The 13,439-nt window shown below is 67.8% G+C and carries 15 protein-coding genes; 6 read left to right on the forward strand and 9 right to left on the reverse strand.

Features of this window, described 5'->3' with window-relative positions; all coding sequences use genetic code 11:
• Positions 1–28: 28 nt before the first annotated feature.
• Together RIB45_RS04280 and RIB45_RS04285 are read right to left on the reverse strand one after the other, a co-directional pair.
• Positions 29–1,126: a permease gene (locus RIB45_RS04280; RefSeq protein WP_350048985.1), complete on the reverse strand. Its 1,098-nt coding sequence runs from the start codon at positions 1,124–1,126 to the stop codon at positions 29–31.
• A 26-nt stretch (positions 1,127–1,152) separates the two neighbouring features.
• The gene (locus RIB45_RS04285; RefSeq protein ID WP_350048986.1) at positions 1,153–1,494 is read right to left on the reverse strand and encodes an ArsR/SmtB family transcription factor; all 342 of its coding nucleotides are present in this window, start codon (positions 1,492–1,494) and stop codon (positions 1,153–1,155) included.
• 147 nt (positions 1,495–1,641) lie between these two features.
• Between RIB45_RS04285 and RIB45_RS04290 the strand changes: the two genes are divergently transcribed.
• Entirely contained in the window at positions 1,642–1,872 is a 231-nt protein-coding gene (locus RIB45_RS04290; RefSeq protein ID WP_350048987.1) for a DUF1289 domain-containing protein, read from the forward strand.
• A gap of 7 nt (positions 1,873–1,879) precedes the next feature.
• Here the strand turns inward: RIB45_RS04290 and RIB45_RS04295 are convergent, their stop codons facing one another.
• From RIB45_RS04295 to RIB45_RS04315, 5 genes are all read right to left on the reverse strand, one after another.
• Positions 1,880–2,833: a DMT family transporter gene (locus RIB45_RS04295; RefSeq protein WP_350048988.1), complete on the reverse strand. Its 954-nt coding sequence runs from the start codon at positions 2,831–2,833 to the stop codon at positions 1,880–1,882.
• 107 nt (positions 2,834–2,940) lie between these two features.
• Complete coding sequence (locus tag RIB45_RS04300) at positions 2,941–4,536, reverse strand: sensor histidine kinase (RefSeq protein ID WP_350048989.1); 1,596 nt, start codon at positions 4,534–4,536, stop codon at positions 2,941–2,943.
• 120 nt (positions 4,537–4,656) lie between these two features.
• Positions 4,657–5,832: a M24 family metallopeptidase gene (locus tag RIB45_RS04305; protein ID WP_350048990.1), complete on the reverse strand. Its 1,176-nt coding sequence runs from the start codon at positions 5,830–5,832 to the stop codon at positions 4,657–4,659.
• Positions 5,833–6,009: 177 nt separating this feature from the next.
• Entirely contained in the window at positions 6,010–6,522 is a 513-nt protein-coding gene (locus RIB45_RS04310) for a hypothetical protein (protein WP_350048991.1), read from the reverse strand.
• A gap of 107 nt (positions 6,523–6,629) precedes the next feature.
• Complete coding sequence (locus tag RIB45_RS04315) at positions 6,630–6,869, reverse strand: CDGSH iron-sulfur domain-containing protein (protein WP_350048992.1); 240 nt, start codon at positions 6,867–6,869, stop codon at positions 6,630–6,632.
• A 232-nt stretch (positions 6,870–7,101) separates the two neighbouring features.
• Between RIB45_RS04315 and ispH the strand changes: the two genes are divergently transcribed.
• The 5 genes from ispH to RIB45_RS04340 all read left to right on the forward strand — a co-directional run bounded on the left by ispH (position 7,102) and on the right by RIB45_RS04340 (position 10,941).
• Positions 7,102–8,097: a 4-hydroxy-3-methylbut-2-enyl diphosphate reductase gene (ispH, locus tag RIB45_RS04320; protein WP_350048993.1), complete on the forward strand. Its 996-nt coding sequence runs from the start codon at positions 7,102–7,104 to the stop codon at positions 8,095–8,097.
• Between the two features lie 38 nt (positions 8,098–8,135).
• A complete protein-coding gene (locus tag RIB45_RS04325) occupies positions 8,136–9,098 on the forward strand; it encodes a homoserine kinase (protein ID WP_350048994.1) in 963 nt (320 codons plus the stop codon).
• On the forward strand, positions 9,095–9,562 hold the full coding sequence (rnhA, locus tag RIB45_RS04330; RefSeq protein ID WP_502882547.1) for a ribonuclease HI: 468 nt from the start codon (positions 9,095–9,097) through the stop codon (positions 9,560–9,562). Before RIB45_RS04325 ends, rnhA begins: the two co-directional genes overlap by 4 nt.
• A 239-nt stretch (positions 9,563–9,801) precedes the next feature.
• Positions 9,802–10,317 (forward strand): peroxiredoxin, encoded by a 516-nt coding sequence (locus tag RIB45_RS04335; protein ID WP_350048996.1) that lies wholly within the window; start codon positions 9,802–9,804, stop codon positions 10,315–10,317.
• Positions 10,318–10,548: 231 nt separating this feature from the next.
• Positions 10,549–10,941 (forward strand): PAS domain-containing protein, encoded by a 393-nt coding sequence (locus RIB45_RS04340; RefSeq protein WP_350048997.1) that lies wholly within the window; start codon positions 10,549–10,551, stop codon positions 10,939–10,941.
• Here RIB45_RS04340 and RIB45_RS04345 read toward each other — a convergent pair.
• Positions 10,894–12,522 carry a Rieske (2Fe-2S) protein gene (locus tag RIB45_RS04345; protein ID WP_350048998.1) on the reverse strand — a complete coding sequence of 543 codons (1,629 nt, stop codon included), beginning with the start codon at positions 12,520–12,522 and terminating at the stop codon, positions 10,894–10,896. The two genes, RIB45_RS04340 and RIB45_RS04345, sit on opposite strands and share 48 nt — an antisense overlap.
• Complete coding sequence (locus RIB45_RS04350) at positions 12,509–13,420, reverse strand: NAD-dependent epimerase/dehydratase family protein (protein ID WP_350048999.1); 912 nt, start codon at positions 13,418–13,420, stop codon at positions 12,509–12,511. The genes RIB45_RS04345 and RIB45_RS04350 overlap by 14 nt, the downstream gene beginning before the upstream one ends.
• Positions 13,421–13,439: the final 19 nt, after the last annotated feature.

Below are 13,439 nucleotides of genomic sequence, written 5' to 3' on the forward strand. Positions count from 1 at the left end.
GTTCCGGCGGCGCCCCGATTCGCAGCGCTCACAGGCTCCCGGCGCCCGTTCCCCACAGGGCGTAGAGCAGCCCGACCCCGACCGAGCCGACCGCGGCGACCGCCAGATAGGTCAGGAACACCGGCCAGCGCACCAGCGCGTGCACCGCGATCGCCGCCGGCACGGAGGTGATTCCGCCCGCCACCATGAAGCTGAGCGCGGCGCCCGGCGTCAGGCCCACATCCATCAGCCCGCGCACCAGCGGAATCGCGGCGTAGCCGTTCAGATAGCTCGGCACGCCGACGGCCGCCGCCGCCGGGATCGACCACAGGCCGAGATCGGCGAGACCCGCCGCCACACGGTCCATCGGGATGGTGCGCAGCATGATCGCCTCCAACAGGAAGGCCAGCGTCAGCCACTTGGCCAGGAAAAGGCCCGCGCGCGCGGCTTCCTGGGCGAACAGCCGGCGCCGCGGCCCCTCGCGCCAGAAAGCCCAGACGGGCCGGGCGTCAGGGTCGATCGCGCTTTTGACGCCGCAACCGGTCGCGCAGCCGCCCAGCGCCGCTCCCTTCAGCACATCGCCGAAGCCGCCGGCGCGGTCGACCAGCATCACCGTCGCCCCGCCCAGCAGGCCCAGCGCGACGGCCGAGAGCGTCTTCGCCAAGGTGATCTCGGCGCCGAGAACGCCCCAGCTCAGCACCATCATTTCCGGATCGATGACGGGCGAGGCGAGCCAGAACGCCATCACCGGCGCCAGCGGCACGCCGGCGGCCAGCAGGGCGGCGATCAAAGGCACCACGCCGCAACTGCAAAAGGGCGACAGGGCCCCGAACAGCGCCGCGGTCACGACGGCGATGTGCGTCTTTCCGGCCAAGGCCCGGCCGATCAGCCGGTCTGCGCCGCTGGCCTTCACCCCCGCGGCGATCAAGACGGAGGCGGCGATAAACGGGGCGGTGTCAATCAGGCTTTGCAGCGTCGCCCCGAGCAACGGGCCGAGGGCCGTCGGCTGGATCAACGCCGCCGCCGTGGCGATCAGCGCGAGCGCGATGACGACCCGGTCGCGCGTAACGGCGCGTGCGGCGCGAAAGCCTATATTTCTAGAAATTTCAAACTTAGAGGGGTGAGAGAGGGTCGATCGATCGCTCATCGTCTAGCGCTCCTGAAGGGGCGGCGTCAGGCCGGGGTTTTGTGGGCGGGCGCGGCGCGGCGGGGCGCGGCGCCTGGCGCGTCTGCGCAGCATTCCCGCGTCAGGAAGCCCAGCACATGATCCATCGTCATATAACAGGCGACGCAGTTGTGCGTCGTTCCTTCCCGCCGACGCGCCACCAGCCCCACCAGTTCCAAATGCTTGAGGTGATGAGACAGGGTGGAGGCGGGAACCTCCAGCGCCTTTTGGATATGGCCCACCGGTTTGCCCGCGTCGCCTGCGCGAACCAGCAAGCGATAGATCGCAAGGCGCGTTGGGTTGCCCAACGCTTCGAGACAGGCTGCGGTTCGTTCCAGCTCTTCGCTCATGGCGTTACGGTGCGGGCGATCTGCGGTTTTGTCAATCGGTATTTCTAAGAATATAGAAATTGCTGCGCGGCGCCTGCGCCGCCGACCCTTGCGGCGGCTTGCAAACCGCTCTAGATCGAAGGAGCCGTTTCCAAAAAAGGTGCGCTGATGAGCCGCTTGCCGCCAGACATTCCGTCGCCCTGCATCGGGGTGTGCGCGCTCGACCCGGGCACCGGCCAATGCCTCGGGTGTCTGCGCACCGCGCGCGAGATCCAAGACTGGCCCCGCGCGGACAATCAGCGCAAGTACGAGATGTTGCAGGATCTCAAGGCGCGCCGCATCGCGGCCGGCCGAGTGAGCGAGGCGGACTTGCGCCCGCGCCGGCGGCGCGCGCGCTGAGCCGGCGCTAGGCGCGTCCGCGCAGGCGCGGCAGGCGCAAGCGGCGGCGTTGCGCGACCCGACGCTCGCGGTAGAGCATGTAGAGCCCGGCCCCGACGATGATCGCGGCGCCGATCCAGGTTCGGGCGCTCGGGACCTCCTGCCAGACGATGTAGCCGATCAGGCTCGACCAGATCAAAGCGCCGTATTCCAACGGCGCGACCTGCGAGACCTCCGCGTGGCGGAACGCCAGCGTCATGGCGTATTGCGCGACGGCCCCGAACACGCCGACGCCGATCATCAGCCACAGATCGACGCCCACGGGCGCCTCCCACCCCTCCAACAGCACCCAGACCAGACCGACCGCCGTGCCGGTGACGGTGAAATAGAAGGTGATCGTGGACGCCGGCTCGGTGGCGGAAAGCTTGCGGATCACGATCATCGCCAAGGCCATCAACGCCGCCGCCGCCAGGGCCGCCCAAGCCCCGGCCGAAAAGACGCCCCCGCCGGGATTGACGATCACAAGCACGCCGACGAAGCCGAGACCGACCGCCGTCCATCGTCTGGGGCCGACCGGCTCCTTCAAGAGCGGCACGGCCAATGCGGTCATGAAGATGGGGGCGGCGAACAGTATCGCGATCGCGTCCGCGAGCCGCATCTGGCTGAAAGCCCAGAAGGCGCACGCCATGGCGCCGAGACCCACGGCCGCCCGCACCATGTGGACCTTGAGCCGACGGGTCTTGAGGCTGGCGAGGCCGCCTGCGCGGTAGACGAAGATCATCACGACCGGCAAGGCGATCGCGCAGCGGAAGAAAACGATGTGACTGGTCGGATAACGGTCGCCCAGCCATTTCACCGTCGCGTCCATCACCGCAAAAAGCAGAACGCTCGCCATCATCATCAGCACCCCGAAGCGGGCGTCGCGGGCGCTGTCGGCGGCTGTCGGGGCCGCGGGGTCGGCGGCGTCATGGGGCTGCGGCATCGGATCCGGGGCGCTTGTGTGAGACCGCGTGAAGCGGCGCTCTCGTTCCTACGCCTCTCCGCCCGATTTGGCGAGACCCGGGTCGCCCCGGCCGGGGCCGGCGCGCCTTATGCGCGCGGCGCCGCCGGCGGAGTGCGCGGCAGATGGACGCTGACGGTGGTGCCGCGGCCGAGTTCGCTCTCGATGTGCAGGTCGCCGCCCAGCCGCTCGGCGAGCATGCGGCTGACGGCCAGACCGAGGCCGGACCCCTCGCGCTTTCGCACCTGGGGATCGCGCGCCCGGGTGAAGGGATCCGTCACCAGAGGGAGTTCGGCCCGGTCGATGCCGATGCCCCGGTCGACCACCTTGACGACCACGCGTTCCCCGTCCGACGAGGGATGCGCTGCGATTCGCACGGTCTGTGGGCCGTCGCTGAACTTGACCGCGTTGCTGACGAGATTGAGCAGGATCTGGCGCAGCGCGCGTCGATCCGAGTCGATCTCGTGCACGGCCGCATCGACGGCGACGGCGATCGGGCCGTCTTCGTCGCTCGCGCCGCGTCCGACGGCGAGCGTCGCGCACTCCCGAACCAGCGCCTGCAGATCGACCGGCGCCGTCGCGATCTCGTAGGCGCCCGTTTCGATCCGCGACAGGTCGAGCAGGTCGTGAATGATCTCCAGCAAATGGCGCCCGCTCGCGTTGATATGCTCGACATAATGTTCGTAGCGCTCGTTGCCCAAAGGCCCGAACACCTCTTCACCGATGATCTCCGAGAAGCCGATGATCGCGTTCAACGGCGTGCGCAGTTCGTGACTCATGCTGGCGAGGAAGAAGCTTTTCGCCTGGTTGGCCTGCTCCGCCTGGTTCTTGGCTTCCAGGATCATCTGCTCGGCGCGCTTGCGCTCGTTGATGTCGTAGAGGATCAGCACGCCGCCGCCGTCAGGCAGCCGCTCCTCCATCGCCATCGACCAGCCGCCGTCCGCGCGCCGCACCTCGACCGGCCCGTCGGGCGCGCGATGCCGCTCAAGCCGCCAGGCGATATACTCTCGTTTGCTCATGCCGCGATGGGGCAGCACCACACCGCTTTCGACCGCTTCGCGAAGAATGCGCTCGAACGTGGCGCCCGGTTGCGAGGCCGTCGGAAAATCGGCGTAGAGCCGCTGGAAGCTGCGATTGGCCAGCACCAGCCGATCGTCGCGGTCGAACAGGGCGAACGGCTCGCTCAGGCTGTCGATCGCCGCCGCCAGCAGACGCTGGGCGTGATCGGCCGCCTCCCGGGCGCGGAGTTCGGCGGTGACGTCCTGCCCAACCCCTCGATAGCCGAGGAACCGGCCGGTCTCGTCAAAGCGCGGCAGACCGATGATGCGGCACCAGCGGCTTTCGCCGGCGGCGTTGATCAGATGGTAGGTGAAGCCGCGGATCGGGCGGCGCGCCGCCAGATCCTCGCGATGACGGGCGGCGACCTCCGCGGCCACCTGCTCGTCTAGCATCTCAAGGCGCGAGCGGCCGATATAGCGCGCAGGCTCGAGCCCCGCGACGGTCTCGAGGTTCGCGGAGAGATAGGTGAAGCGATGCTCGGAGTCCGTCTCCCACCGCCAGTCGTAGGCCGCCTCGATCAGCTCTTCGAACAGCGATTCCGTATGCGACAGGCGCGCGCGCAGAGAGCGGTTCTCCGCCGCCAGCGTATCTGCGGCGTCGAAATCGTCTTCGTGCTGAGCCGCCATCGGATCGACGTTCCCCTCACAAGTGTCGCCACCATAGTACGCATACTTTCGGGGGAATTCGTTAATCCTTTGCGAACAACTTGCGGGTCGACGGCGTCGGGCGCGCCGACCCGCCTCCCCTTAGTCTTTGACGAAAAGGTCCCGGGGCACGTTCGCCAAGCACTCGCAACCGGTCTCCGTGACCCGAATCGCCTCGGAGATTTCGACGCCCCAGGTGTCGTACCAGATGCCGGGCATGACGTGGATGGTCATGTTCGGTTGCAGCACCGTGCGGTCGCCCGTGCGCAGACTCAGCGTATGCTCGCCCCAATCCGGCGGGAAGGCGCAGCCGATGGAGTAGCCCATGCGGCTGTCCTTTTCGATGCCGTATTTGGAGACGACGCCTTTCCAGGTCTGGACCACCTCTTCGCATGTGACTCCGGGTTTGATGAAATCCAGCACCGTCTCCAGCGCCTCCACCGCGCCTTTCGCGCAGTCGGTTATGTAGTCCGGCGGGTCCCCGATGAAGACGGTGCGGGCCAGCGGGCTGTGATAATGATGGCGCGCCGCGGCGAGCTCGAGGATCGTCGCCTCGCCCTCCCGGAAGGTGTCGTCGGTCCAGGTCAGATGGGGCGTCGAGGTGCCGATCCCGGTCGGCAACATCGGGCAGATCGCCGTGTAATCGCCGCCGAAGTCGCCCATGCCGCTGATCTGCGATTGATAGATCGCCGCCGCTGCATCGCACTGGCGCACGCCCTGCGAGATGTGCGCGACGCCCACCTGCATGACCAGCTCCATCAATCGGCCGGCCTGCTTCATGTATTGGATTTCGGTGTCAGACTTGATGTTGCGAACCCAGCGCACGATCCAGTGGCCGTTATGGAAGCTGGCGTCGGGCAGGCCGCGGGTCAGAGCGTCGTGCGCGGCGGCGGTGTAATAGTAGGCGTCCATCTCGACGCCGATGCGCTTCTTGTGCAGCCCCCGCTGGCGCAGGACGTCGGCCATGTAGTCCATCGGGTGGCGTTCGCGGGTCTGGATGTACTCGTCCGGATAGCCGATGATCGAGCTTTCGCCGAGGAAGGTGGTGACGCGCGCGCCATTGGCGTCCATCGAGCGGCCGATCCAGATCGGCTCCGGCTCTGCGAGCGCGGTGACGACCGCCTGAGGCACGTAGAAGGACCAGCCGTCATAGCCGGTCAGGTAGTTCATGTTGGCGGGATCGACGGAGATCAGGACGTCCACGCCCTCGTTTTCCATCGCGCGTTTCACCCGATCGATGCGCTCCAGATACTCGTGTTTCTCAAACGGCAAGGTCATGGTCGGCGAACCCTTCTGCGTCCGTACGCGGCTGTCCGGCGCCCCGGTCCGATGCGGGCCGCCGAGGGAATCGCTTGTAGGACCGCGCCCGCGCACGGCTCAAGAAAAAACGCCCGAAAGTTTCACGGAATCGTCGGGGCGCGCCGGAAAGAGTCGCGGCGCGCCCGGCGTGCAGGCTCAGAATCGGCCTTCCGTTCGGTTGTAGTCGAGTTCCGCGGGCGCGAGAGCGAATCCTAGGAAAATCAGAAAATTCCGGGGGCGCTGGTCTTCCGTTTTGGGAATTTCGATGCTGATTTCCTCGCGGGCGTTCACGCGAACCTTGTTGCCGGGAAAGGTGAGCCGCAACGGCAACTCCCGGCGCGACAGCACCTCACGATCCCGGTTCGTCACGGCGACGAACAGGCGCACGTCCGAGGCGCCCTCCTCGTTGGCCGGCCCGCGTTGTCCGGCGACCAAGATCGGGAAGTTGAGTGTGATTTCCTCGTCCTCGACGGAGCAGCTTCCCGACAGATACGTCACTTCCGCCTGCAGTCGCACGTCGGTGATGTCGCGCCCGGCGCCGTCGCGGAAACGGGTCAGGCGCTCGGTGTCGGCCGGGATGCGTATTTCCGGACAGTCGATAGCGACGTCGCGCTGCGCCGCGCAGCCGGCGACGAGCAGCAGCGCTCCCAGCATCAGCGGCCCCAGCATCAGCGGCCCGAACGACAGCGCCCCGAACGGCGGCGCGAAAGGGAAACGACGGGCGGCGGCTTGGGTGGAACGCATGTTGGCTCTCTAACTGACGAGACGGACGATGTTCAGAGCTTGGCGTGGCTGCCGTCGCACAGCGGCGCCTTGTCGGTCTGCTTGCAGCCGCAGAAAAAAACGGTGCGCGACTTGTCGGCCGTGTACAGGGTCGGGGCCATGCCGGTTCCGGCGTGGCTCCCGTCGCAGAAAGGCTGTTTGGCGGACTTGCCGCAGGCGCACCAGAAGTACTTCTTCCCCTCTTCGACCTGGATCGAATAAGGCTCCTGCGCGGGGATTTCGGGCGTGGGCATCGGCGGCTCGTCCTTTTTGTCGCTGGCCGGGCGGGCGCGCCCTGACGGAACCGCGCGGATGCTAGCCCAGCCGGCGTTCGCGAACAAGCGACCGGGTCGGCCTGCGCGACCCGGCTGAGCGCGGCGCGCGGGCCGGCTATGGTTGACGCACGGCGCGCTTCGCGTCACCTATGTCAAGCGACGCGCGCCGGATTGACGGCGGGCGCGCCGCTTGACTGACGCGAGGCCGGCCATGACCGACGCCGTTTCCGATTCCGCCGCCGGCGACGCGCCGCCCGACCGGCGCGCGCGCCCGCAACTGACGATCCTGCTGGCGGGGCCGCGCGGTTTCTGCGCGGGCGTCGACCGCGCGATTTTGATCGTCGAGAAGGCCTTGGAGAAATTCGGCGCGCCCGTCTACGTGCGCCACGAGATCGTGCACAACCGCTTCGTGGTCGAGAGCCTTGAGGCCAAGGGGGCGGTGTTCGTCAAAGAGGTCGAGGACGCGCCAGTGGACCGTCCGATCGTCTTCTCCGCCCACGGCGTTCCGAAAAGCGTTCCGGACGAGGCGCGTCAGCGCAACATGATCTACGTCGACGCAACCTGCCCGCTGGTCAGCAAGGTCCACCGCGAGGTTGAACGTCATCACGCCCAAGGACGCACCATCGTGCTGGTCGGCCATGCCGGGCATCCGGAGGTCGAGGGCACGATGGGCCAGTTGCCGCCCGGGTCCATCCTGTTGGTGGAGAAGCCGGCCGACGTCGAGACGCTTGAGGTCGCGCCGGGCGCGCCGCTCGCCTACGCGACGCAGACGACGCTGTCGGTCGACGAGGCGGAAGCCTCGATTTCGGCCCTGAAGCGGCGGTTCCCCGACATCGCCGGGCCGAAGCAGGAGGATATCTGCTACGCCACCACCAATCGGCAGGCCTCGATGCGCGCGGTCGCGCGGCGCTCGGACGCGGTGCTTGTGTTGGGCGCGCCGAATTCGTCCAACTCCAACCGTCTGGTCGACGTCGCCAAGGATGAAGGCGTCGACAATGCGTTGCTGATCCAGCGGGCGGCCGAGATCGACTGGTCGCGCCTGCGCGGGGTGGCGACCTTGGGCCTGAGCGCCGGCGCGTCGGCGCCCGAGGTGCTGGTCGACGAGGTGATCGAGGCCTGCCGCGCACGCTTCGACGTGACGGTCGAAGAGGAAGTCACGGCCGTCGAGACCATCGAGTTCAAATTGCCGCGCGCGCTCGTCGTCTAGACGGGACGATCGGGGGCGGCGCAGGGGCGATCAGAGCTATGGCGGTCTATACGGAAGTTTCCGACGAGGAGATGTCGGCCTTCATCGGCGAGTACGACATCGGCGACCTGGTCTCCGCCAAGGGCATCGCCGAAGGCGTCGAGAACTCCAACTATCTGATCCGCACCACCGTCGACAGCTACATTCTGACGCTCTACGAGAAACGGGTGCGTGAGGAGGACCTGCCGTTCTTCCTGGGGCTGATGGATCACCTCGCGGATCGCGACATCCCGTGCCCGCAGCCGATCCACGGGCGCGACGGCAAGGCCTTGCGGCGTCTCGCCGGCCGGCCGGCGGCGGTGACCTCGTTCCTGGAAGGCTTGTGGACCAAGAAGATCCGGCCGGTCCATTGCGCCGAGCTGGGAGGCGCGCTGGCGCAGCTGCACGCCGCCGGAGCCGATTTTCCGATCCGGCGGATGAACGGTCTGGGGCCGGCGGACTGGCGGCCGCTCTATCAACAGGCGGCCGCGCGCGCGCACGAGGTGGACGAGACCCTCGCGCCGCTGATCGAGGACGAGCTCGCGGCGGTCGAGCGCGCCTGGCCGGAAGATCTGCCGGCCGGCGTGATTCACGCGGATCTCTTCCCTGACAACGTCTTTTTCATCGGCGAGCGGCTCTCGGGCCTGATCGACTTCTACTTCGCCTGCAACGACTATTTCGCTTACGATCTGGCGGTCTGTCTCAACGCGTGGTGCTTCGAGCGCGACCGCAGCTTCAACATCACCAAGGCGCGCCAGCTGCTCTCGGCCTACCGGGCGGAGCGCGCGCTCTCGCAGGCCGAACTGGAAGCCCTGCCGACGCTGTGCCGCGGGGCGAGCCTGCGCTTCCTGCTGACGCGGCTTTACGATTGGCTGAATTGTCCGGCCGGGGCCTTGGTGAAACCCAAGGATCCGATGGAGTACGCCGCCTATCTCGCCTTCCACCGCCAGGTCGAGGGACCCGGCGCCTACGGCCTGGATTGAGCCGCGCGATGGGCGAGGACGCCGCCGTTCCCGCAAAGGTCGAGATTTTCACGGACGGCGCATGCAGCGGCAATCCCGGCCCGGGCGGCTGGGGCGCGGTCATGCGCTACCGCGGGAGCGAGAAAGAGCTTTCCGGCGGCGAGGCGGAGACGACCAACAACCGGATGGAGTTGATGGCCGCCATCGCCGCGCTGGAGGCCTTGAAGCGCCCGTGCGACGTGGTGCTGACCACGGACTCGAGCTATCTGCGCGACGGCATCACCGGCTGGATTCACGGCTGGCGCAAGAACGGCTGGAAGACGGCGGCTAAGAAGCCGGTGAAGAACGCGGACCTCTGGGTGCGGCTCGACGCGGCGGCCAAGCGTCATCGCGTCGACTGGCGCTGGGTCAAGGGTCACGCGGGCCACGCGGAAAATGAGCGCGCGGACGCGCTCGCCCGCGCGGCGATCCCCGGAGACGGGTGAGGGGGGCGGACAAGGCGCCCGATAAGGCGGCCGCCCGCGCGCTCAGCACCGCCGCGCAAGGAAATTGCGTCCCGCAGGCGCCCAAAACATTTTAATAAGTCTAAATCGCTCTTGATTTCCCGGCCGCAGATCGCACATTAGAAGCGTTCCAGAGAGCAGACCGTGGTCTCTGGCGGAAAATTTCACAGGGGCGCCCGCAGGCGTCCCTGACGTTCACCGTGAAATGGAGGAGGTTATCCATGCTTAAAGAAGGCGATCGCATTCCCGGCGTGACGTTCCGCACCCGCGAGGACGGCAGTTGGAAGGCCGTCACGAGCGACGAGCTGTTCGACAACAAGCGCGTTGTTCTGTTTGCGCTGCCCGGGGCTTTCACCCCGACCTGCTCGTCCACGCACGTGCCCGGTTTCCTGGAGAAGAACGCGGAAGTTCGCAAGCACGGCGTCGACGACATCTACTGCCTCAGCGTCAACGACAGCTTCGTCATGAACGCCTGGGCTAAGGAGCAGGGCGTCGACGACGAAATCAAGATGATCCCGGACGGCAACGGCGAGTTCTCCGACAAGATGGGTCAGCTGGTCGACAAGGCCGACCTCGGCTTCGGCAAGCGCAGCTGGCGCTATGCGATGGTCGTGGACAACGGGACCATCGAGAAGATGTTCGTCGAGCCGGAGAAGCCGGGCGACCCGTTCGAGGTCAGCGACGTGGACACGGTGCTCGCCTACCTGAAGGAGAAGAAGGACCAGCAGGCCGCCTAAACCTGCCCCGTCTTTTCCGGTAGGCGGGCTTGGGCGTCCTGACGATTCCCCCCGTCGGGGCGCCCGACCCGCGCCTACAGTGAAAACGGCGCAACCTAAGCGGTTGCGCCGTTTTTTTCGTCACAGCCGTTGCGAGAAAGAAATTCTTTACTAAATTATCCGATGGTCTTAATCCAAATGGGTGCTTAAGGGGCCGAGTCTCGGATGTACACGCTTGAGGATGCGCATCGCGTGGCGACGGATGAGGAACTCGTCCGGTCGGCCTTGATCACGGATCCGAACCTGCCGGACAATCCGATCATTTACGTCTCGAAAGAGTTCGAACATCACACCGGATACAGCCCGGCTGAGGCCGTCGGGCGCAACGCGCGCTTTCTGCAGGGGGCCGAGACCGACCAAAACACCGTTCGGTTGATCTCCGAGGCGTTGAAGGCGCGACGGCCGATCACCGTCGACATTCTGAATTATCACAAGGACGGAACCGCGTTCATCCACCGTCTGGCGATCCGGCCGAGCTTCGACGCCGAAGGGCGGCTGCAGAATTTTATCGCCGTGCAGTCCCGGGTCCCGGAGGGTTCAACCTTCCAAGGCGACGAAGGCCTGGGACTGGCGGGCGACCCGTAGCGCATGTTTGCGTTTGAGCGGGCTCGACAGAAACCGGTTTAACGCCGCGGCGGCTGTCGCGGCCCAAGGGGCGTCCCGCCTCTCGTCAAACTCCTCCTGCAGGGCGACGGTGGTCTTCAGCAGGTGGGCGGAGACGATGTATTCGGCTTCGCCATGGTCGAATAGGCCGTCAAGCGTCGTCCGATAGAAGGCCGCCGGGTCGTCGACGCGCCACGGCTCGGCGTCCAGCGACCAATCGACGAACCCGCTGTTCCGTCCGAGAAAGCACCCGATCTGCAGCAACCCCGCCGGCAGGATCTCCGGCGTCCGTTCGGCCAGCTTGCGCACCGCGTTGGCGAAGGTGAGCGCGTGGGTGACGTCAAGCCATCCGACGTTTCGGCTCACCGGATTGTCGGTGGCGTCCTGCAGCCTGAGATCGAAATGCAGCATCTGACGGGCCGCCGCCTCCGCCGCCCGATCGTAGAGCGCCCAGGGATCGCCGGACCCGGCCGCCATCGCCTCCATCACCGGGCGCACCGCGCTTCGGCTGAGGGCCTCGACCGACGGCGCGGCGCCGGCGCCGGACCACGCGGCGAGCGCAGGGGCGTAGGCCTTGAACTCGGGGATCAAGTCTTCGCGCGTTGCGAAGACGAGGCTTCGCGTCAGCATCGCCAGGATTGCGGCAAGCGTCTCCCCATCCGGGTTTAGCGCGCCGATCAGGTCGCGGGTCTTGTAGGTGTAGATTGCGGCATGGCCGAAATCGGCGTAATGGGCGAGCGCCGCGCGCGCGAAGGCCGGCTCCAACTCCGCCCAGCCGAGCCCGGCGTCGAGCGCGCCGCGCACCCGGGCGAGGGCCGCCGCCTCGTCCTCCGCCTCCACCGCCGCTTCGAAGGCGCCGGCGTCCCAGGCCGCGGCGCCCTCCGGGAAGGGATATCGCGGCGCGCGCTGAGAATCCCATGCGAAATGGCCCACCCCCTCCAGCACTGCGACGAGCCGGCGATCGGGGGCCTCCGCCGCCTGCGCGGCCGCCAGACGCAGCCAGTCCGCGCTCGCCGGCAGCGCGTGGGTGGCGCCGAACTCCAGCCTGTCCGCGGTCTCGCGGACGGCGCGGCGCAGCGCCTCCAACGGATCGCCGCCCGCCCTTTGCAGGCGCGCGATCTCGCGGGCGATGCGATCGTATTCGTGGCGATCGAAGCCGGCGACCATCGCGTCGAGCGCCTTGGCTTGCGCCGCCGCTGGCGGCGGATCGGCGAGGTCGAGTTCGATCTCGCCCTCCCGCTCGCGCGCCGGGTAGACGCGCAGGGCGTCGCCGCCGATCAGCGTGGCGCCGGTCTCCAGATCGAACTTCCAATTGTGCCAGTTGCAGGTGAGGCGGCAGGCGCCGACCGCGCCGCCGCCCTCCGCCAAATCGCCCTCGACCAGGGGGTAGCCTTCATGCGGACAGCGATTGTTGCACGCGCGCAAGGCGCCGTCCGTCAGCCGGAACAGCGCGATCTGCTTGCCGCAGTCCGTCTTCACCACCCGCCGGGCGCCCGCGGGCAAGTCGGATACGGACAGGACCGGGGTCCATCGCGTTAATCGGTCGTGGTCAATCGCCTGCATCCCGGCAGTCTCCCATATCTTCCGTCGTTGGCGAAGCCCCCGGAACCGGCCGCCGGGCGCGCCATCCGAGGCGCTCGCGCGCCCGCCCGGCGGAGACGCGTTGACTGCGCGCAAAGCCGTCCGCGCTCGCCCCGAAGCGGCGGCGCGCCTCCTCTGGCGTCAGAGGGCGCAGGGTCGGCGCGGGCAGGCCGCGGTCTGCGGCCAGCGCCTCGACGATCCGGCGCACCGGAACCCCGTTGGCGGCGACGCCGTTGAAACACTCTCCGGCCCGCCCGCCCTCCAGCGCCCGGGCGTAAAGGTCGGCCAGATCGTCCGCGTGAACCATCGGCCAACGCACGTCCGGGTCGCCGCAGACCGGAACCGGCCCGCCGACGGTCAGGGCGGCCGTCAGGGGGTCTATCGCGCCGCGCCCGGCGTCGTCGAAGACCAAGCCGGGATGGACGCACACGCCGCGCACGGCGGGCGACGCCCGGAGGCGGCGCCAATGATCGACCATCCAAGCGAAAGCGGGCAGCGGCTCGAACCCTGTCGCTTCGTCCGATACGACCTCGTCCCCAGCCGGATAGAGCCAGACGCCGCCGGTATAAAGCGCCGCCGCGCCAGGCTTCAGCGGAAGCGCGCCGGCTTCGATCGCCGCGATCAGCGGGGCTTCAGCCGCGCCCATGTCCTCGGCGGAAAAGTCGGCGGCGCACTGGATCAAGGCGTCAAGCGGCGGCAAGTCGCCGGCCCAGTCGGCCGCGTCGGCGAGCGCCCCGCGCACGGGCGTCGCGCCGGCGGCGGCCAGCGTTGCGTCGCCCTCGGCGCGGCGGCTCAGCGCCAGCACCTCATGCGCCGGCGCAAGTCGTCGCAGCACCGCCCCGCCGATCAAACCCGTCCCGCCGATCAGGAGAATGCGCACCGCCGCAATCCTTTTCCAA

The sequence above is a fragment of the Marivibrio sp. genome (assembly GCF_040218065.1).
Taxonomy (GTDB): Bacteria; Pseudomonadota; Alphaproteobacteria; order UBA8366; family Aestuariispiraceae; genus Marivibrio.

Excerpts from the sequence above, each read along its gene's own strand:
- RIB45_RS04280 (WP_350048985.1), bottom strand. The coding sequence starts at position 1,126 with ATGAGCGATCGATCGACCCTCTCTCACCCCTCTAAGTTTGAAATTTCT.
- RIB45_RS04285 (WP_350048986.1), bottom strand. The coding sequence starts at position 1,494 with ATGAGCGAAGAGCTGGAACGAACCGCAGCCTGTCTCGAAGCGTTGGGC.
- RIB45_RS04290 (WP_350048987.1), top strand. The coding sequence starts at position 1,642 with ATGAGCCGCTTGCCGCCAGACATTCCGTCGCCCTGCATCGGGGTGTGC.
- RIB45_RS04295 (WP_350048988.1), bottom strand. The coding sequence starts at position 2,833 with ATGCCGCAGCCCCATGACGCCGCCGACCCCGCGGCCCCGACAGCCGCC.
- RIB45_RS04300 (WP_350048989.1), bottom strand. The coding sequence starts at position 4,536 with ATGGCGGCTCAGCACGAAGACGATTTCGACGCCGCAGATACGCTGGCG.
- RIB45_RS04305 (WP_350048990.1), bottom strand. The coding sequence starts at position 5,832 with ATGACCTTGCCGTTTGAGAAACACGAGTATCTGGAGCGCATCGATCGG.
- RIB45_RS04310 (WP_350048991.1), bottom strand. The coding sequence starts at position 6,522 with ATGCTGGGGCCGCTGATGCTGGGAGCGCTGCTGCTCGTCGCCGGCTGC.
- RIB45_RS04315 (WP_350048992.1), bottom strand. The coding sequence starts at position 6,869 with ATGCCCACGCCCGAAATCCCCGCGCAGGAGCCTTATTCGATCCAGGTC.
- ispH (WP_350048993.1), top strand. The coding sequence starts at position 7,102 with ATGACCGACGCCGTTTCCGATTCCGCCGCCGGCGACGCGCCGCCCGAC.
- RIB45_RS04325 (WP_350048994.1), top strand. The coding sequence starts at position 8,136 with ATGGCGGTCTATACGGAAGTTTCCGACGAGGAGATGTCGGCCTTCATC.
- RIB45_RS04335 (WP_350048996.1), top strand. The coding sequence starts at position 9,802 with ATGCTTAAAGAAGGCGATCGCATTCCCGGCGTGACGTTCCGCACCCGC.
- RIB45_RS04345 (WP_350048998.1), bottom strand. The coding sequence starts at position 12,522 with ATGCAGGCGATTGACCACGACCGATTAACGCGATGGACCCCGGTCCTG.